This window comes from Streptomyces sp. NPDC057445, from assembly GCF_042802855.1.
GTDB lineage: Bacteria > Actinomycetota > Actinomycetes > Streptomycetales > Streptomycetaceae > Streptomyces.
Genome location: NZ_JBHVDH010000013.1, coordinates 34,877 through 54,715, shown reverse-complemented (window position 1 = coordinate 54,715; position 19,839 = coordinate 34,877). Strand labels below are relative to the sequence as shown.

Sequence of the window (19,839 nt, the reverse complement as noted above, 5' to 3'; positions counted from 1 at the left end):
CACCATCATTTAGTTGACGCATCAACTTCCGAGGACTAACGTCGCAGCCATTGGTTGATACGTCAGCCAAATCAGTTGATGCATCAACGTTTTGTGTCGTATCGCCCCGGCCCAGAGGAGACAAAGCCATGTCGACGCCGAACGAACAGCCCGAGGCCAGCACCCCGCCCAGCCGCAGGAAGGTGCTGCGCTACTCCGCGGCTGCCGCGTCCGTACCGGCCGCGGCTGCCCTCCTTCAGCCCCTCCTGCCCTCCGGGACGGCGCGAGCGGCCGACAGCGCACCGGCCACCTACGCCCCCGTGCCACCGACCGCTCAAGGACCCCGCATCCCCGAGAAGGGATATCTCGTCCAGGAGATCCGTGAGGGGCTCTACTGGCTCACGGACGGCACCTACCAGATGATCTTCCTCGTGACCGGGGCGGGCGTCGTGGTCGTGGACGCCCCGCCGACGCTCGGCCACAACATCCTCCGTGCGATCGCGGAGGTGACCTCGCAGCCGGTCACCCACGTCGTCTACTCGCACCACCACGCCGATCACATCGGCGCTGCCGGGATCTTCCCGCGAAAGGCCGTACGCATCGCCCACGAGCGCGCACGCCACCTCCTGGCGGAGGTCCGCGACCCGAACCGGCCGCTGCCGACCCGAGTCTTCTCCGACTCCCTGCGGCTCGAGGTCGGGGACCAGGTTCTGAAGCTGTCCTACAAGGGCCCCAACCACAGCCCGGACAACATCTTCATCCACGCCCCCCGGCAGCGTGTGCTGATGCTCGTCGATCTGGTCTTCCCCGGCTGGGTCCCGTTCAAGAACCTCGCCATGTCCACGGACATCCCCGGCTGGATCGACGCCCACGACCAAGCGCTCGACTTCCCCTTCGAGACATACGTCGGTGGGCACCTCACCCGGCTCGGCACCCGTCGGGACGTCGAGATCCAGCGCGAGTACGTGCGTGACCTCGACCGCCACGCCCGGGAGTCGATCGCCGCGGTGGACCCGACCGCGATGTTCGCGCAGTACCCGGGCAACCCCTGGGCCGTGTTCAAGACCTATCTCGACGCCGTCACCCGGCGGACCGCCGATGCCGTCGTGCCCGCCTGGGTGGACCGACTCGGCGCCGCCGACGTCTTCACCTACGACAACGCCTTCGCGATGTTCGAGGCGCTGAGGATCGACTACGGCGTTCTCGGGCCGTTCTCCGTCCGGCCCTGATCACCTCGTGGCGCCCGGCACATCCGACGCCGACCCACCGGGACGGTCCGGCGCTCTCCCCGGAACACGACCAAATGGTTGACCTGTCAACCTGGCCTTGGTTTCGGGGGAGCACCCGGACGGAGGAGTGGCACGGAGCGGTCTTCCGGCTGCGCCGCCCGGCCGGGACGCCGGAGTCCGCGCGTCGGCTCGTCCAGAACGTCCTGGCCGACCGGGATGGTCCTGGGGAGCCGGCGGGCAGACTGCAACTGCTCACCAGCGGGCTCGTCACCGACGCCCTGGCTCATCGCCACGGCCGGGCGAGCCCTGGACCGGCGACGAGAAGGGCACGATCATGACCGATTCCCCCCGCGCCCCGGAAGGCACGAGCACCAAGCCCGGCCCCGGAATCCGCGAATCACTGCGTGTGCTGGTGCTGTCCGGATCACTCAGGACCGGTTCGACGAACTCGCGTCTGGCCGCCTTGGTCGCCTCTCTCGTCGGCCGTGCAGGAGCGACGGCCGACCTGGCCCACCTTCGCGATTTCGACACTCCCTCCTACGACGGAGACGCCGAAACGGCTCAGGGTCCGCCGGCGGGGGCTGTCGCCCTGCGCGACCGCATCGAGGCGGCGCATGCCTTCGTCATGGCATCCCCCGAATACAACGCATCGGTCCCGGGCGTGGTGAAGAACGCCATCGACTGGGTGTCGCGCCTGCGGCCCCAGCCCTTCAAGGACAAGCAGACGCTGCTCGTCTCTGCGTCCCCGTCCATGGTGGGCGGCAACCGGGGGCTGTGGGCGCTGCGTGTTCCCCTGGAGCACCTGGGCGCTCGCGTCTACCCCGACATGTTCAGCCTGGCCCAGGCCCATCAGGCGTTCACGGACGACGGCGACCTGATCGACACCCGACTGCAGGAGCGCCTCGCCGCGACCGTGAGCTCCTTCCTGGACCTGGTCGAGGCGGACACGCTCTACCCCTGCCTGCAGCGCCGCTGGTACGAGTTCCTCGGCGACAGCACGAGCGCGTCCGTCACACAGCGTACGGAGTGCTGAACAGTGCGCGAACCCGGCGAAGTACGCTGCCCCGTCGCCGCGGCGGGCGGGGACTCCGTCCGACGGTCGCCCTTCGGGGTCAGACCGCGGGAGCCGGGCTGAGGAAGCCGGTGACCCGCGCGGCGAAGTCGTCCGGGGTGATGATGTCGACCTCGAGCTGTTCGGCCTTGGCGCGCTTCGACCCGGCTCCCTCCCCCGCGACCACCAGGCTGGTTCGCTTGGAGACACTCGAGGACGACTTGCCTCCGGCGCGTTCTATGAGCTCGTTCATCTGGTTGCGGGAGAGACTTTCGAGCGGGCCGGTCATCGCCCCGGTGACGACCACGGTCATACCCGCCAGGGGTCCGGCCGTCGCAGGTTCCGTTTCCGCGTCCGTACCTCCGCCGAGACCTCCGCCGAGCGACGCGGGCGTTGTTCCCGGCTCGGTCATGTTCACCCCGGCGGCGATCAGCTTGTCGATGACGGGTGCGAGCTCCGCCAGTTCCGCGACGATCACGGGCGCCTTTTCCACACCGATGCCCTCCACCCGCTGCACCGCATCGGCATCGGCCTGCCGGATCGCGTCCATCGTGGCGAAGTGGCGGGCGATACGCCGGGACATGGAGCGCCCGGTGCCGCGGACGCCCAGCGCGCACAGCACTCGGTTCAGCGGGCGAGTCCTGGCCTGCTCGATCGCGGTCAGCAGGTTGTCGGCGCTCGTTGGGCCCATGCGGTCGAGTTCCAGCAGCCGGTCGCGGGTGAGGGTGAACAGATCGGCGATGTCGGCGACGAGGCCCGCCTCGACGAGCTGCACGACACGGGTGACGCCCAGCCCCTCGATGTCGAGCTGGTCCCGGCCGGCGGCATACGAGAGCGAAGCGACCAGATGGCAGTTCCGGCCGCGCTCGCAGCGCCACCGCTGCTCGCCGGTGTCGATCCCGGAACCGCACTGCGGGCACACTTCGGGGAAGACGACGGGCCGCTCGGTACCGGTGCGCAGGTGCGCCACCGGCGCCTCGATGCGGGGGATGATGTCGCCCGCTTTGTAGACCATCACCTGGTCTCCGATGCGCAGGTCACGGCGGGTGATGTCGGCCGGGTTGTGAAGGGTGGCGTAGCCGACCGTGGACCCGTCGATCTCCACCGGTTCAAGGACGGCACGGGGCGCAATGATCCCGGTGCGTCCGACCGCCCACTCCACGTCCAGCAACCGTGTCATCTTCTCGACCGCGGGGAGCTTGTACGCGATCGCCCACCGGGGCGCACGGGATCCGGCTCCCGCATCCAGCTGATCGGCCGCGAGGTCCGCCTTGACGACGATCCCGTCCGTCCCGAACGGCAGCTCGGCGCGAAGGGCCGCTATCTCCTCGACACGGGCCAGGACCTCCTCGACAGCGGTCACCGTACGGCCTGACACCTCGGTCGACGCGGTGGTGTGCACCCCGAGAGCGGTCGCGCGCCCGATCAGCGCTCCGTGCGGGAGGCGTTGCAGTTCGTCGGTGAGCGCCTCACCGGCGGCCGGTAGCGGGAGCAGTCCGTACGCGAAGAAGGTCATCTCCACCGTGTAGGCGCGGTCCTTCGCCCGTAGGGTGCCGGCGGCGGCGTTGCGCGGGTTGGCGAACGGAGCTCCGCCGTGCCGGACACGAACGTCGTTGGCGCTCTCGAACTGGGCGTTGGTCATCAGCACCTCGCCGCGCAGCTCCACACTGAGCGGTTCGGCGAGACGGACGGGCAGGCCGAGGATGCTGCCGATGGCGTGCGACACGTCCTCACCCGCGCTGCCGTTCCCACGGGTGATCAGCCGGGAGAGCACACCGTCCTCGTAGCGGGCGGCGATCGCCAGCCCGTCGAGCTTCGGTTCCACGCTCCACGCCGTGACCGGGCGGCCGATGCGACGTTCCAGGGAAGCGGCCCATGCGGTGAACTGCTCGGCGGAGAAGACGTTGTCGAGCGACAGCATCGGGACGGTGTGCGGCACGTCTCCCACCCCGGCCCCGCCCGCGACCTTCCCGGTCGGGGAGCCGGACAGAACCTGGTCGGGGTGGCCGGATTCCCAGTCGGCGATTGCCTGCACCAGCCGGTCGTAGGCGTCGTCGTCGAGCCCGCTGTCCCCGCCTGTGTAATAGGCGGCCGCCGCCTTGGCCGCGTCCTCGACCGCCTGCGCGTACGCGGTGGTATCGGCAAGAACCGGAGTCTTCGTCATGCCCGACATCGTGCACTCCCGCACTGACAATCGGGCCCTGACGGCGGCTCCGTGCACCTTCCGGCCCCGGCAATGCCCGGGACGGTGCGGCTGCGAGCGGAAGCCGCGGCGCATCGAGGCCGGGCCTCACTGTCAGACCTCCCTCGTAACGTCGAAGACACAAGGCCCGGACCGACCGGGCCTCCCAGTGAGGGGACCTGCCGTGGGAGACATCAGCGTGAGCAGGCAAAGCCTGCACAGGCTCCTCGCCGACAGCACGCACAAGCCGCACGGCGCCACCTATCAGCGGGCATTCGCCGAGATCGCGATCACGCACAAGGGACGCCCGCCGGCCGAGATCGTGCCGTTGCTGCGCCGCGCCGCCGACCGGGCTCTCCTGGCGTTCACGCCCTCCGACCTGCGTGAGCAGGCCCGGGCGATCAGCGCGGGCACCGCGTACGAACTGCGGATCCGGGTGACCTGAGTGTCCCGGTTCACACTGTTCGAGCGGGGCGCCCCGGAACATCCGGCGATGGTTCACCGTTCATCCACATGTGGCTGCGGAGGGGACGGTGTCCCCGGGCCTCACCCCTTGCCCATGGGGAAGATCGTTCGGCTGAAGCCCCATGGAGCCTTTCGCCGAGAGGCGACCGCCCTCCGCGTCCACGCTGTACCGCCCCGGCTGGATTCCCCCGATCCGGCCGGGGCTTTCCTCGTCCTCGGGCCGGGCAGCGAAGAGCACCCCGGAGCCGGACATCTCGTCCCCCGACCGGTCCACGGCGATGTGATGCGCAGAAAGCGGGCACGGCGGCTCGTGGTCCCAGCCCCGCACAGGGCGACCGTGACGGCCGCCCGCCCCGTGCCCGTACATCGGCACCCGGCTCCATGACCACCGGCGCTTCCATCACGCAGACCCGTCGCACCGCGCCGGCATCCCCCGCGTGCGCCGGGCCCGACTGCACGGGACCGGCGCCCCGGTTCAGGCCCAGGTCTGCGAATAGTAGTTGCGGTAGTTCCGGCGGCCCTGGGCCGACTGGATCCAGCGGCTGGCGATCAGCATGAGCAGACTGGCCACGATGACGGCGAGCCCCGGACCCACCGCGCCGAGAGGTCCGAGACCGGCGGCGATGTCGGTGACGATGCCCGGTCCGATCGCCGACCCCTGCGAGGCGGGCGGTCCCGGTGCCACCGGTGTTCCGGCTCCCGACGCGGACGAGGGGTCCTGCGCAGAGCCCGGCGCGCCGCCCCCGCCCTCAGGCCGCGCGATCAGACTCACCCCGAGCTCTGCCATCGCCTTGGTCGCCGGCTGGAAGAACGTGACGCCCCCGGTCCTGCAGTCCCCGTTGCCCCCGGAGGTGACACCCAGCGCAAGCCCCTCCGCGAACATCGGACCCCCGCTGTCACCGGGCTCCGCGCAGACCGTGGTCTCGATCAGACCGGTGACCGTCCCCTCCGGATAGTTGACCGTCACATTGAGCGCGGTCACCTCCCCCGACCGGAACCCGCTCGTGCTGCCGCTACGGAAGACCCGCTGCCCGACCACGGGGTCGGCCGCGCCGATGATCCGCACCCCCCGGCCGCCGCCGATGGTCACGATGTCGGCGCCCTCGAGGGAATCGCCGTTCTCGTAGCTCACGAGCGAGTAGTCCTCGCCCGGGAAGCTGGAGGCAACGGTGGTGCCGAGCCGCGCGTCCCTTTCACGGTCCCCGAACCAGGGGGTGCCCACTGAACCGCAGTGTCCGGCGGTCAGGATGAACGAGCGCCGTCCGTCGGTCACGTTGAAGCCCGCGGAGCAGCGGCTTGAGCCCGCGAAGATCGGAGCGGCAGCGTTCAGCCGCGTGGTGAAGGCGCCGGCGGTGCGTTCCATGTGGACGAAGCCGCCGATCCGTTCGGCGACGTCCGACATGCGCGACCAGTCGGACGCGGACACCGTGCTGTCGGCGTGCACCACGACCTGGTTCGATGCGTAGTCCACCGCCCATGCCGTCCCGGCCACCCGCGGCGCGGCACCCAGGGTCGCTGTGGCCGAGCGGAGTCGGTCCATGTTGTAGCGCACCATTTTCGCCTTGGCGCCGCTCCGCCGCACCTCCTCTGCGGCGTCCTCGTCGGTCACCGCGACCACCGGCCGGCCGTCGGCTCCTCTCCAACTGCCCGCAGTACGTGATGTGCCGAGCCGGGAGACCAGACCCTCGGTCGGATCGCCGGCCCGCAGGACGCCGCCCGCAGCGGTGCCCGGCGCCGGCGGTTCGCCCGCCATCGCGTCGGAGACCATCAGCGAGCCCCAGACGAGCCCACCGACCGCCGCAAGCCGAACGATCCGCTGGAGGTTCCGTCGTGCATGCCTCATCCGCGGCCCCAAGGTCGTACTGACACGGTGTCACCAGCTGTACGGGGCCCTGTGAACCAGGGCCCCGTCGTCTATACGTGCAAGTGCGCCGTGCTGTTCATCCGGGGCCTGCCGGTGCCGGACGGTGTACGAGGCTGCCGGACGGAAGCGGCGTCAGTCGACGGTCGTCGTACTGAGCACCGGGTTGGGCGACGGATAACAGGACGTCGGCACACTGACCGGGAAGAACACCACGGTCACACTGGCCGTGAACGTGAGCCCGGGGTCGCTGTGACTGCTGCCGGCGAGCTGTGTCGTGACGGCGGTACCGGCCGCTCCGGCCTTCAGGTCCAGGTTGACGGCGGGAAGGGTGAAGGTACTTCCGCCCTTGATCGGGCCGGGCACCGTCATGACGACGGTGTTGCCACTGACCGCGATGCTCGGAACGCCTGAACCGATCCCGGAGCCTCCCGAGAGCGACTTCCCCGTGAGGGTCGCGTTGGCGGGCACGGGCATGCTCAGTTTGATGTTGCTGATGGTCTTGACCGTGTACCCGTTGACCGACCCGGGCACCGTGATCGCGGACGGAGCGAGAGTGACCTTGAAGTCGCTGCCCGACGCGACCGACTCCGGCGCGGTGGCGTTGACGCCGGTACCGACGTCGAAGTTCTGTGCCCCGCCGATGGGCGGGGTGGCCTGACATCCGAACGTGAGAGGGGTTTCAGCAGCCGAGGCGGGGCCCACGGCCATGCCGGCGAGCGCCAGCCCGGCGGCCAGTGCCATGGGTAATCGCTTGCGTGAGAAGGCTGATCTCATTCTCACCCTCCTGGGGCGTCATGAGTCCGGACCGGATGCCTTCGGCGGACCCGGCACCCGGCATTCTGAATTCGCCGGGATGATGTCGCGTTTCCCGGAGCCCGAACCGGCAGGTCAACAGACTTTGAGCGCTGCCGCTCCACGCCGGCATGGTTGACGCAGGCATGTCACCACGTAGGGGTGGCGAAGTCCAGGGGCATGCACAGCCCATTCGAGTCCGCCGGTGCCCGCCACGGGTCGCAACGCCGTCGCAACGCCCTCATGCGCCTGGTGTGTCCCACGACCGTGTCTCGCGCTCGGCACGGCGTGTCTGACGCTCACGGACTCGACGAGCAGTCCGGCACCCGAGCGCGGCGGCCGGGGAGACGACGATCAGGCTCAGTGCGCTTCTGGTACTGAGCCCGACGCTCGCGCTCCTCCCCGAAGCAGTACCGGCCGGAAAGGCCCGCGCGGGAGCCGGCGAGCCGGCCGGTCACCACCGCGTGACCCGCTCCGGGGCATGGTCGGGGACGGGCCGCGGTCAGCGGCCGAGGCGCTCGACGAGGGCAGACAGGTCGGCGACGGAATCCAGAACGTGGTCCGGGGTGCCGGTGGCCGCGCGGTGCGTCTCGGGCTGGTACTTGCCGGTCCTGACGAGAACGCCGGTGAGCCCGTTCCGCTGGGCGGCGAGCACATCGGACTCGATGTCGTCGCCCACCATCAGCGTCCGCGAGGCATCGACGCCGAGATGGGCCAGGGCGGCGGCGAAGAAGGGTGCGGCGGGCTTGCCGGTGACTTCGGCCTCGACGCGGGCCGCGCGTTCCAGTCCGAGAAGGAAGGCGCCGGTGTCGAGCTGAAGCCCCACTTCCGTACGCCAGTAGAGATTGCGGTGCATCGCGACGAGTCGGGCGCCTTTCTGGAGGTGGGCGAACGCGCGGTTGAGCGCCTCGTAACCGAACTCCGGTCCTGCGCCTCCGACGACGACCACGTCCGGGGCGACGTCGCCATCGGGGTCCACGAGGGCGACCCCCTCGAAGTCCTCGTGGATGTCGCCGCTGTTGATCAGCAGGCATCGTGCCCCGGGAAAGTGCTCGGTGAGATGGGCGGCGGTCACGGCGGGAGCGGTGAAGATGTCATCGGCGGTGACGGGGAAGCCCGCCCGGGCCAGGACCGTCGCGATGGAGGCCCGCGTCCGGGACGTGGTGTTGGTCAGCAGCGCGAGCGGAGTGCCCGCGTCCCGCAATCGCCCGACCGCCTCCACGGCGCCCGGCAGCGGCTTCCAGGAGACCGTGAGCACACCGTCGATGTCGAGCAGGACGGCGCTGACCTGTTCCATGGGGTGACCGTACCCGGGGACCGCGGCGGGACGCGGCAGCGCCGGGCGCTGCGTACAGGCGTGGTCCGGACGGTCAGGCGCCCCGGGGCCCTCGCTGTGGACGCCGCCGCGTACATGCCTCCAGGGCACGCCGCCCGGACTCGCCCGGGGCGTGACTCGTCACTCACGGACCACGATGTCCCACAGCGCGTATGGGCGCATATGCCCCCGCCTTGACAGGGGTAGTGGCAGATCTTATGCCCGTATAGGCAGGGGAATTCGCTCCTGCGGGCGGACAGGAGCGCTGATCAGGGACGGAGGAGGCCGTGATGGCGCCTGCGAACGGTGTGGAGACGTCCGCCTGGGTGGTGGAGCGCCCGGCCCCGATCGCTTCGGGACCGCTGCGGCTCGTGGAGCGAACGACGGACCTTCCCGGCCCGTACGAGCTGCTGCTGCGCGTCCGCGCGTGCGGGGTGTGCCGCACGGATCTGCATCTGGCCGAGGGCGATCTGCCGCCCCGCAGACCCCGCTGTACACCCGGCCACGAGGTGGTCGGCGAGGTGATCGCCGCCGGGCCTTCCGTCAGGGACCACGGCGTGGGTGACCGGGTCGGGGCCGCATGGCTGGCCGGAACCTGCGGCCGGTGCCGCTACTGCCGCTCCGGGCGGGAGAACCTGTGCCCGGAATCCCGTTACACGGGCTGGGACATCCATGGTGGATTCGCCGACCACATCCTCGTGGATGCCCGTTACGTCTACCGCCTCCCGGAAGGGTGGAGCGACGAGGACGCGGCGCCCCTGCTGTGCGCGGGCATCATCGGCTACCGGGCCCTTCAGCGGGCGGACCTGCCGCCGGGCGGCCGGCTGGGCATCTACGGCTTCGGAGCCTCCGCACATCTGACGGCCCAGCTCGCCGTCGCCGGGGGTGCCGGCGTTCATGTCGTCACCCGCTCACCACGGGCGCAGGGGCTGGCACTTGAGCTCGGAGCGGCGTCCGCCGGAGCCGACGCGCCCCCTTGCCCACTGGATTCCGCGATCCTCTTCGCACCGGCCGGGAGCCTGGTCCCGGCGGCGCTCGAGGCCCTGGACCGGGGCGGCACGCTCGCCATCGCGGGGATCCACCTGAGTGCCATACCGCAACTCGACTACGAACGGCACCTGTTCCAGGAGCGGACCGTACGCAGCGTCACCGCCAACACCCGCGAGGACGGCCGTGCCTTCCTCGCCGATGTGGCCCGTCTGCGCCCCGTCGTCCGGGTGACGCGATACCCGATGCGGCAGGCCGACCAGGCACTGATCGACCTGGCGACCGGTCAGGTCACCGGCGTCGCCGTGCTCGTCAACGGATGAGCAACCACTGCCGGTGCGTCGCCGGGACGCCTGCCGCGGGGAGTCGCGGCGGAAGGGCTGCCCACAGGAACGGTCCGCCGAAAGAACCAGCGGTCCACGTCCGGCACGAACAGCGACACCGCACACGCGTCACACGTCTCCTCCCCGTTGCCGCGCTTCCTCTTCGCGGTGCGTTGGAAGCTCGGGGAACCGCTCGGCTGGGACAAGCCCGACTCCGGCATCGGCTCCCGGGTGCGGACGCTCCGGGACCGGTTGCCGGAGGACCTCCGCGACGGTGTCCGGGGGCCGGACCTCCCAGCGGTTCCGTTCACCTCCGTCTAATCGGACACACGAGGAGTGGGCGGCAGAGTCGGCCAACCGGACCGTGCACGCGGTGATGCACATCGGCTGGGTCCCGGACAGGGCCGGTGGCTACCGCGGCCAGATGGCCGTCCTGGTGAAGCCGAACGGGCTGCTCGGCTCGCTGTACATGGCCGGCATCAAGCCCTTCCGGTACCTGGGGGTGTACCAGCAGACGGTTCGGGCGATCGGGCGCAACTGGCAGGCGAGTTGGGCGAGCGCGGCGGCGTGTCGTGACCGGTCGGCGAACCGTGCGGGGCCGCCGTCGCGCAGAGCACGAAATCCCCGTCGGCTCTCGCCTGCCGCAGCGCCTGCCGCAGCCCTGCGCTCGTTCCCACTCCGCGGGCCCCGCTCACGGTCACTGCCGTCCCGGGTGCGGGAGTCCGGTCAGCGCACTCCCCCGGATCGCTTCAGGCCGTACGGCGCTCAGTGGGACTCCCACGGCGCACCGCCCTGTCGGCCTGGCGCCGGAACACGGTCGGACCTTCCCGGCCGGTCCGGGGTTTCCCGTTGCGACGGGCAACGGGAAACCCCGGGAAACCCCTGGTCGCGCCGCTCCCCAGGCGACAGCGTGGAGGTCGCCGGGCAATCGCGACAACTCCGCGGGACGCACCGGCGGACCCGTCCGGCCCGTCCGAGCCGCACCGTCGTGTGCCGTGCATCCGGCGACCCGGACCACCGACCCCACGGAGGAAGAACGTTCGTGAGCATCCTCAAGCGCATCCACGCGGCCGCGGCCGCTCTGCTGATCAGTTGCGGCCTGGCCTTCGCCGGTCCGGCAGGCACCGCCCGGGCCGCCGCGTCGGACTGTGAGGGCGGTCGCAACGGCTTCGTCGACATCTCCGACGAGGCGTACGACACCGCCGCCCGCCAGGTCACCCTCCATGGCGAAGGAATCAACATCAGCCTGCAGTACGGGAACATCCGTGGTGTGCAGCGGGGCTGGGCCCGGATCGCCGGTGACGTACAGCCGGGCAACCAGGTCTGGATGGATGTCAGTTCGGACGGCGGGGCGCACTGGCTGCAGTGCGGACCCTTCACGTCCCGCAACGGTGAGAACAAGACGAGTGCCGCCCAGCGCACCAGCACCAACCCCCACCACAAGTTCCGCGCCTGCGGCTCCACCCGCTCCGGCATTCACTGCACCGGCTGGTGGTAGGAACCCGCCCCGCACGCACCACCTGGAGGAATCCGTGAACCTGTCCCGTACCTCGCTCGTGCTCGCGTCCGCCGCATTCCTGGCGGCTCTGGGCACGCCCGCCCTGGCCACGACCGGCACCACCGGCGGCGCCGCCTCCGAAACCCACTGCTCCGTCGTGGTCGACAAGGTCAAGCCCGGGGAGACCGTCTCCAAGGTCGTCTCCCGCAGATGCTTCACCGGACCGGACTCCGCCGCCCGCGCCAGGGCGGCCTTGCCCACTGCAGCGGCCGAGACACAGCTGATGACCTGGGCGGAGCACGCCGACTACGGCGGTGCCTACACCCACATCTACGGAAGCGCCGGCCCCTGCGACTCGGCGGGCTACAGCTTCCGCCCGAACAGCTGGTGGTCCAGCCGGCTTTCGTCCTTTCTCGTCCATGGCGGCTGCAACAAGTCGTATCTGTCCGGCCCCAGAGGCAACGGCTCCTTCACCGGCAGCGTGCCCTACGTCGGCGGCACGCTCAACGACGCGGTCACCTACATCAAGATCTGGCGCGGCTGAGGCCGTGATGATTGCGCAGCCAGGGGTTTCCCGGCCGATCCGGCAGGAGGCGACGGGAAACCCCTGGTTGTGGGGACACGGGGGCGGCACTGTGGTGCCGCCGGCCCCCGAGGGCCGATCCCTCGAGGAGGGAGCCGGGAACGAGCGGGGCCGTCGTCCGGGTGCGCCCGTGCGACACGGCCGTACACGACCGGGACGGCGCGAACGAACGCCGTCCGTGACGCGGCGCCACGCGCCGCGAAGGGGGAACCTCGTATGAGGGAAAGACTCCTGGGAAGAGGGCTGGTCACCGCACTGGTGACAGCCCTCCTTCTCGCCCTGGCCCCGGCCGCTTCCCACGCGGCCGGAACCGGGGAGCAGAACTGGTGCAGCCTCCAGGGCATCGGCTCCGAAGGGGCCCACCGTGCGGTGAGCGCCGCCTGCGCCGAGTGGCGGAGCCGCACGCTCTACACCTGGGGTGGTGGTCACGGCCCGGCTCCGGGCGTCAGCTACGGCACCCTCGACCTCGGCAACCTCGAGGAGACCTGGAACGATCCGAAGACCCGCGGGTTCGACTGCTCCGGATTCGTGCGCTGGGCCTGGTACAAGGCCCTCGGCCTCGACATCCTCGGCAACGAGACCGCCAGGACCATGTATCTGAACGCCGGGCACAGGGCTTACGAGAGGATCCAGGGCAACGGCGGGGGCAAGCCGGGTGTCGAGAATCTGGAGCCCGGAGACCTGGTCTTCACGGCTGTCGGCGGCACCGTGGACAAGATCAGCCATGTGATGCTCTACCTGGGCTCCGGACATGTCGTCGAGGCGTATCAGTCGCAGCGCCCGATCCGCGTCATCGACATGAACTCCCGTACGAGCAACAACAGGCTGGTGGGGGCCGTACGCATGCACCAGGGCAGCCCCTTCACCGAGCCACCGGGCCACGACGGCACGCTCCAGGTGACCTGGGGCACCGACGTCGCGGTGCGCCGGCATCCCAACCGGTCGGCCGCCGTGGTCACCCGCCTGTCCGGGTCCGATCCGGTGTACGCCAAGTGCCAGCAGCACGCGGACCGGGTGACGGCCGAGGGCTACACCAACAGCGCCTGGACCTATCTGTCCAACCGCGGGGGCTGGATCAGCAACATCTACCTCAGGGGCCCGGCCTGGCTGCCGGAGGTCCCCACCTGCACGGGCGCCGACCACGACCCGGATATCGGGGCGGGCGGCACCGGGGACGTCACCCAGGGCGGGCCGTACAGCACGTGGGGATCCGGGGTCGCGATCCGTTCCCAGCCGTCCACGACCACCGGTACGACGGTGGCACGGCTGTCCGGCCCGACGTCTGTCACCGTCAGCTGCCAGACACGCGCAGAGACCGTGACGTCCGAGGGGTACACCAACGACGCGTGGTCCTATCTGCCGCAGTACGGCGGCTGGATCACCAACATCTACCTGAAGGGCGACGCCTGGCCGGCCGGCGTCCCGGCCTGCGACGGCAAGGGCACCTCCACGCCGGCCGGCGCCAGCCCGTACAGCACCTGGGGCACGGGCGTCGCGATCCACAGCGATCCGTCGATGGGTTCGGCCGTGGTGGCGAGGCTGTCCGGTCCCACCAGGGTGGCGGTCTCCTGTCAGAAGCACGCCGAGCAGGTGACGGCCGAGGGCCATACGAACACTGCCTGGTCGTACCTCCCCCAGTACCAGGGATGGATCACCAACATCTACGTGCAGGGCGACGCCTGGCTGGCGGGCGTCCGCAGCTGCGGCGCTCCGGGCGCCATCTGATCCGCTGGTTCGCCGGCACTCCCGACTCCCCGACCCCCGCGGCCCGTCCGGACCGCGGGGGTCGTCGTGCGCCCGGCGCAAGGCCGGGCCCACGGAATGCGCCCCGTAACCCGGTTGAGAGCACGGTCGTTGTGAAGCCGGTCACGCCGCTCCTTCTCCGGGAACCACACTCGGTCCGCCCGCGCCTGACGCGGCGAAGGGACACACCGGTGAAATCGGTCGGCCCAAGGGGACTGCGCCGTCGAGCGCCGCACGCCGTGAAGGGTGTAGATGGACCGGAGTCGAGGCGGGCAGGCGAAGCGGACCGGCGCGCAGCAGCCGCACGCCGGGCGGTTCGGAGCCGCGCTGCGCGAACTGCGGCTGGCACGGGGCCTGTCGCTGTCGGACCTGGCCCGCCGTACGCACTACAGCAAGGGCTATCTGAGCAAGATCGAGACGGGCGGGAAGCCGGTGAACCGCGATGTCGCCCGCCGTTGCGACGAGGCTCTGGACGCGGACGGCGCACTGCTCGCGCTGCTGCCGCCGCCCAATACGACGCCGTTGCCCGCTCAGCGCGGTGACATCGACACGCCGAGCTGCCCCTATCCCGGACTCACCGCGTTCGGCACGGACGACACCCGGTGGTTCTTCGGACGCGAACGGGCCCTGGCCGCCCTCGTCGAACGTCTCTCGGCACGGATCGGCGAAGGGCCGCTGGCGGTCGTCGGCCCCTCCGGTGCCGGCAAGTCCTCGCTGCTCAAGGCCGGTCTCATCGCGGCCGTGGCGGGAGGTGCCCTGGGGGCGGGCGCAGCCGGCCACCTACCCGTCGCGCTGTGCACCCCCACCGGGCGCCCGCTGGCCTCCCTGGTCCGGGCCCTGCGTGACGCCCTGCCGGACGACGCCTTCGGCGGCGTCCCCGACGACGGCCCGCCTCCCGTCCGCGCCACCGCGATCGTCACGGCGCTGCGCTCCATGGCCGCCGGCGGCCCGTCACGACCGGGCGGTGACGGCGCCGGTGTGCCGTGCGTGATCGTCGTCGACCAGTTCGAGGAGACCTTCACCCTCTGCGACGACGAGGCGGAGCGGCGGTCCTTCATCGGCGCGCTCTCCGCGCTCGCCGGCCCCGGTGAGGGGCCGCAGGCGGCCGCGGCCGTTGTGCTCGGTGTGCGCGCGGACCACGCGGGGCGCTGTCTGGAACATCCGCCGCTGGTGCCGGTCTTCAGCGACGGTCTGTTCGCGCTCGGCGCGATGAGCTGCGACGAACTGCGCGCCTGCATCGTCCGGCCGGCCGAGGAGTCCGGCAGCGAGCTGGAGCCGGGGCTCGTGGAGATCCTCCTGCGGGACCTGGGAGCGAACGACGGCACGGATGGCCTCGGCAGCTCGGGGGCAAGCTCCCGAGACGGGAACGGAAACGGGTACGCAGGAGGCGGGGAAGGAACGGGCCGCGCCGGGAGCCCCGGAACGCTGCCGCTGCTCGCCCACGCCCTGATGTCCACCTGGCGCCGGCGAAGCGGACTCACCATGACGGTGGACGGCTACCTCGCCGCCGGCGGCATCCATGGCTCGGTCGCCACCACGGCGGAGACCCTCTACACAGCCCTGGCCGCAGCCGAACAGGACGCGGCCCGCCGGCTTCTCCTGCGGCTGGTGCGGGTCGGTGAGGACGACGAACCGTCCCGGCGCCCGAGCGGCGCCTCGGCGCTCCTCGACGGCCTGCCGGACCAGGCCGCCGCTCGCGCCGCACTCGACACCTTCGTCGCGGCGCGTCTGCTGACGGTCGGCGCCGAGTACGTCGAGATCGCCCATGAAGCCCTGCTCCGTGCTTGGCCACGGCTGCGCGGCTGGATCCACGCCGACCGCGCCGGGCTGCTGATGCACCAACAGCTCACCGCGGCCGCCGCAGAATGGGAACGGGAAGGCCGGGACCCGGCCCTCCTGTACCGGGGCACGCGGCTGGCGGCCGCCCGGGAGTGGGCGGGCGCCGACGGTCGCGGCGGTGAACTGAGCGCCGCGGAGGCCCGCTTCCTGCACAGGGCCTGGTCGCAGGAGGACCGAGGGCGGCAGCTCGGGCGGCGCCGGGCGCGTCGGCAGCGCAGATTGCTGGCTGTGCTCGCGGCTCTGCTGGTGGTGGCCGTAGTGGCCTGTGGTCTCGCGTTCCAGCAGTGGTTCGCCGCCGACGAGCAGCGCCGCACGGCTCTGTCGCAGGCCATGGCCGCCCACTCGGCAGAACTGGCCGCGGGCCATCCTGAGGCGTCGATGCTGCTCGCCGACGCCGCCTACCGCACCGCGCCCACCACGGAGGCACGCGGGGCGCTGCTGAGCACCCAGGCCAATGCCTTCGCCGGTCGGCTCACCGGTCACGGGGGCCCGGTCAACTCCCTGGTGTACTCGCCGGACGCGCGGCTGCTGGCGTCGGCCGGCTCGGACCGCACCGTACGGCTCTGGGACACCGCGGCCCGGTCCGGCAAAGCCGTGCTCACGGGACACCGAGCCCCCGTCCGCTCTGTGGTGTTCTCGCCCGACGGCCGCACGGTGGCGTCGGCGAGTTCGGATGCCACCGTGCGGCTGTGGTCCGTGCGCAACCGCCGGACGACGGCCGTGCTGACCGGCCACCGGGGCCCGGTGCGGGCCGTGGCCTTCTCTCCCGACGGCAGGACGCTGGGATCGGCGGGTGCCGACGGCACCGTCCGGCTCTGGGACACCCGCACCCGCCGCCAGACCGCCGTCCTCACCGGACACACCGACGCAGTTCTCACGCTGGCCTTCCGCCCGGACGGGCGTGCGGTCGCCACCGGCGGCGCCGACCGAACCGTCCGGCTGTGGGATCCGCGCGCCCGTCGGATCACGGCCGTGCTCACCGGTCACAGCGGCGATGTCCTCGCCGTCGCGTTCAGCCCCGACGGGCGGTGGCTCGCCTCTGGCGGCGCGGACCGCACCGTGCGGTTGCGGGACGTCGCCACCCGGCGCTTGTCCGCGACGCTCACCGGGCACGACGACGACGTCAACGGGCTCGGCTTCGGTACCGGCGGTCGTACCGTGGTGTCGGCAGGCGGCGACGGCACCGTCCGCCGGTGGGACACCCGCACCCACCGGCTGATCGACAGCCTTGCCGGCCACACCGACTACGTGATGGCCGTCGCGGTGGCGCCACGCGGCCAGCGGCTCGCGACCGCCGGCTTCGACCGGACGGTGGCGCTGTGGGACCTCGGCCGCAGCGCCCTCGGTTCCTACCCTTTCGCCGAGGTGTGGAAGCCCGCCTTCAGCCCTGACGGCCGGTGGCTCGCCTCCGCCGGGGCCGACGGTTCCGTCCGGATCTGGGACGTGGCGAGCCGCACTCAGACGCCGGCCCTCAGCGGCCACGGCGGTGCGGTGTACGACGTGGTGTTCAGCCCGGACGGACGGTGGCTGGCGTCCGCCGGCGCCGACCGCACGGCACGGCTGTGGGATCTGCGTACCCGTCAGGTCAGGGCCGCGCTCACCGGCCATGGCGGCGCGGTCTTCGCCGTCGCGTTCAGCCCCGACGGACGGTGGCTCGCCTCGGCGGGCGCCGACCGCACGGTCCGGCTCTGGCGCATGTCCGCGTCGGGGCGACCGGGAGCGACTGCGGCCCACGTGCTCACCGGGCACACCGACTTCGTCAACTGCCTCGCCTTCAGCTGGGACGGGCGGACGCTCGCCAGCGGCAGTGACGACCTCTCGCTGCGCCTCTGGGACGTGTCACGGGGGCTGCCCCGGGCCGTGCTGGACGGGCATGACGGATCGGTACGGGGCGTGGCGTTCAGCCCGGACGGACGCGCGATGGCCAGCGCGGGCAACGACGGCACCGTCAGGCTGTGGGACGTGCCGCGGGCCCGGTCGTCAGCCGTGCTCCGTGCACACGCCGGATCGGTGCGGGGAGTGGCATTCAGCCCGGACGGACGCGCCCTTGCCACCAGCGGCAACGACCGCACCGTCAGGCTGTGGGATCCGCAGCGGCACCGGCTGGTCGCCACCCTCACCGGACACCGCCAAGCCGTATGGGGCGTGGCGTTCAGCCCGGACGGGCGCACGGTGGCCAGCGCGGGCAACGACGGCGCCATCCGGCTGTGGGAGCCGGACGTACGCCGCCGCAGTGCCGGCCTCTGCCGCGTCGCGGGGCCCGCCGACCGTCGGCACTGGCAGAGGGTCCTTCCCTTGTACGACTATCCGGGCCCGTGCGGAGCCTTCTGAGCCGTCACGAGACGTGGGGCGGACGAGAGACCGTCAGGCGGTAGCGGTAGCGGTAGCTGCTGACGGCCATGTCGAACGGGGTCGTGGTCGTCCCGTGCTCCGTGCTGCCGCGGACGTGCAGGTTCGGGTGGCCCGCGCGGTGGTGGGCAAAGAGGGCGCGCGGGTCCCGGCGCAGGGACGCCGGTCTCGCGCGGGTGCTCCGAAGAACAGGCGCCGTCACCCGAACAGCGGCAGCGGTTCCGGATCCGTGCCGCGTCATGCCGGCTGAGGCACCACGGCGACCGGGCACTCACTGTGGTGAAGCACCGCGTGCGCCACTCTGCCGAGCTGGAGACCGAAGTGGCCCTGCCTGCGGCGAGCACCTACGACCATGAGGTCCGCCGCCGCACTGCGCATGACCAGCACCTTGTGAGCCGAACCCTCGACGGCGGAGCGGCGCAGCGGGACCTCCGGGTACTCCTTCGCCCATTCCGCCACGGCCTCGTCGACCTGGGCAGCCGCCGCCTCCATGTGGTAGCGGCCCGGTCCGCCTGCCGCCCGTGGGTGCCCGACAGCCTCGCCCACGGTACGGCGCCACGCCCGGACCGCGTCCAGTTCACAGCCGCGTGCAACGGCCTCCCGGAAGGCGAACCGGGTGGCGCTCGACCCTTCACCCGCGTCGGCGACACCCAGCAGGACGCGCCGATGGGTGCTGTCCCGCCCTGTCGTGTCCCCTCGCACCACGACCACCGGGCAGTGCGCACGCGCCGCCACACCCAGCGACACCGATCCCAGCAGCAGGCCCGTGAGTCCTCCCCTGCCGTGCGATCCGAGGACCACCATCGCGGCGTGGAGGCTCTCGTTCACCAGCGCGATCGCCGTGTCCTCCGCGAGCACCTCCGTGGTGAGCCCGATATCGGGGTTGCGGCGGCGGGCGCGCCCCACCGCGGCCCGGACGAGCGCGTCGATCAGTTCCTGTTCCGAGGGGCGGTCGGAATCGTCCAACGGCAGGGCACCCTCGTACCGCTCCCATCTGGACGCGTACACGAGGCGCACCGGAAGGCCGTGGAGTGCCGCCTCGTCCACGGCCCAGTCCACCGCTTCGAGGCTGGAGTCGGAACCGTCGATTCCCACGACCAGGGGCCGCTCCATCGTCCACACCGCCCTTCTTCGCCCGCCGGAGCCTCACTCCGTCACCGTCGCACCCGGGGGCCGAATCCGCGAGCGGCGATCCGGCCTCGTGGGGCGTTCGGCCCACGGCGCCGGTGGCCAGGGAGTAACCGGAGCCCACGTCCCGGGAACTCACCGGCGCGCCGTCCGGCCACAGCCGTGCAGGAGGGCGGGACACCCTCCGGGTCGGCTCCGGCGAATGCCTCTCGCCCGGACGCTCCGCCGTGTCGCCGCCGGGGGCCGGGGCGGTTCCGGCGACGGCGGGCCCACCGCCGTCGCCGGGGAGTGTCTGACAAATGATCGCGGGCGGGTTCGCGGAGCCGGCGGCCGGGCTCGCGTGCCCTGGCGCCGGACCCCGCTCACCGATCCCGGCCTGATCCACCTGATCCAAACGAAAGGAGCCGGCGGCCGGCACCCGATCTCCTTCTGAAATGATCAATGGGTTGGCGCCGCCGTCAGGTGTGCGGCCATTCGGAGGATTCTGACCACACAGAAGGCAGCTCAAGGTC

14 protein-coding genes and 1 pseudogene are annotated in these 19,839 nt (G+C 71.5%); 9 read left to right on the top strand and 6 right to left on the bottom strand.

The features are described 5' to 3' along the window. Positions 1–128 precede the first annotated feature (128 nt). Entirely contained in the window at positions 129–1,208 is a 1,080-nt protein-coding gene (locus tag ACFU5O_RS24810) for an MBL fold metallo-hydrolase (protein ID WP_384243968.1), read from the top strand. Between the two features lie 334 nt (positions 1,209–1,542). After that, positions 1,543–2,241 carry an NADPH-dependent FMN reductase gene (locus ACFU5O_RS24805; protein ID WP_384243967.1) on the top strand — a complete coding sequence of 233 codons (699 nt, stop codon included), beginning with the start codon at positions 1,543–1,545 and terminating at the stop codon, positions 2,239–2,241. Between the two features lie 79 nt (positions 2,242–2,320). On the opposite strand, the gene ligA is transcribed toward ACFU5O_RS24805, so the two are convergent. Beyond that, positions 2,321–4,432, bottom strand: a complete 2,112-nt coding sequence (ligA, locus tag ACFU5O_RS24800; RefSeq protein WP_384243966.1) for an NAD-dependent DNA ligase LigA — start codon at positions 4,430–4,432, stop codon at positions 2,321–2,323. Positions 4,433–4,640: 208 nt separating this feature from the next. Between ligA and ACFU5O_RS24795 the strand changes: the two genes are divergently transcribed. Continuing rightward, on the top strand, positions 4,641–4,886 hold the full coding sequence (locus ACFU5O_RS24795) for a hypothetical protein (protein WP_384243965.1): 246 nt from the start codon (positions 4,641–4,643) through the stop codon (positions 4,884–4,886). 495 nt (positions 4,887–5,381) lie between these two features. Here ACFU5O_RS24795 and ACFU5O_RS24790 read toward each other — a convergent pair whose 3' ends face one another. From ACFU5O_RS24790 to ACFU5O_RS24780, 3 genes are all read right to left on the bottom strand, one after another. After that, on the bottom strand, positions 5,382–6,749 hold the full coding sequence (locus ACFU5O_RS24790; protein ID WP_384243964.1) for a S1 family peptidase: 1,368 nt from the start codon (positions 6,747–6,749) through the stop codon (positions 5,382–5,384). Between the two features lie 153 nt (positions 6,750–6,902). Continuing rightward, positions 6,903–7,544, bottom strand: a complete 642-nt coding sequence (locus ACFU5O_RS24785) for a cyclase (protein WP_384243962.1) — start codon at positions 7,542–7,544, stop codon at positions 6,903–6,905. 520 nt (positions 7,545–8,064) lie between these two features. Continuing rightward, the gene (locus ACFU5O_RS24780) at positions 8,065–8,859 is read right to left on the bottom strand and encodes an HAD-IIA family hydrolase (RefSeq protein WP_384243960.1); all 795 of its coding nucleotides are present in this window, start codon (positions 8,857–8,859) and stop codon (positions 8,065–8,067) included. A 308-nt stretch (positions 8,860–9,167) separates the two neighbouring features. Here ACFU5O_RS24780 and ACFU5O_RS24775 point away from each other — a divergent pair, with 308 nt between their 5' ends. The 6 genes and pseudogenes from ACFU5O_RS24775 (at position 9,168) to ACFU5O_RS24750 (ending at position 18,181) form a co-directional block, all read left to right on the top strand. Next, a complete protein-coding gene (locus tag ACFU5O_RS24775) occupies positions 9,168–10,187 on the top strand; it encodes a zinc-dependent alcohol dehydrogenase family protein (RefSeq protein WP_384243959.1) in 1,020 nt (339 codons plus the stop codon). A gap of 376 nt (positions 10,188–10,563) precedes the next feature. Further along, positions 10,564–10,638: pseudogene (locus ACFU5O_RS24770) on the top strand (DUF2867 domain-containing protein); the annotation flags it as partial. A 591-nt stretch (positions 10,639–11,229) separates the two neighbouring features. Beyond that, on the top strand, positions 11,230–11,685 hold the full coding sequence (locus tag ACFU5O_RS24765) for a hypothetical protein (protein WP_384244096.1): 456 nt from the start codon (positions 11,230–11,232) through the stop codon (positions 11,683–11,685). Between the two features lie 34 nt (positions 11,686–11,719). Then, positions 11,720–12,229: a hypothetical protein gene (locus ACFU5O_RS24760; RefSeq protein WP_384243957.1), complete on the top strand. Its 510-nt coding sequence runs from the start codon at positions 11,720–11,722 to the stop codon at positions 12,227–12,229. Between the two features lie 255 nt (positions 12,230–12,484). Then, positions 12,485–13,993 (top strand): NlpC/P60 family protein, encoded by a 1,509-nt coding sequence (locus ACFU5O_RS24755; protein ID WP_384243955.1) that lies wholly within the window; start codon positions 12,485–12,487, stop codon positions 13,991–13,993. Positions 13,994–14,263: 270 nt separating this feature from the next. Next, complete coding sequence (locus tag ACFU5O_RS24750) at positions 14,264–18,181, top strand: helix-turn-helix domain-containing protein (protein WP_384243954.1); 3,918 nt, start codon at positions 14,264–14,266, stop codon at positions 18,179–18,181. Positions 18,182–18,185: 4 nt separating this feature from the next. On the opposite strand, the gene ACFU5O_RS24745 is transcribed toward ACFU5O_RS24750, so the two are convergent. Continuing rightward, entirely contained in the window at positions 18,186–18,440 is a 255-nt protein-coding gene (locus ACFU5O_RS24745) for a hypothetical protein (RefSeq protein WP_384243952.1), read from the bottom strand. Continuing rightward, positions 18,437–19,312 carry a universal stress protein gene (locus ACFU5O_RS24740; protein ID WP_384243950.1) on the bottom strand — a complete coding sequence of 292 codons (876 nt, stop codon included), beginning with the start codon at positions 19,310–19,312 and terminating at the stop codon, positions 18,437–18,439. Before ACFU5O_RS24740 ends, ACFU5O_RS24745 begins: the two co-directional genes overlap by 4 nt. Positions 19,313–19,839 lie beyond the last annotated feature (527 nt).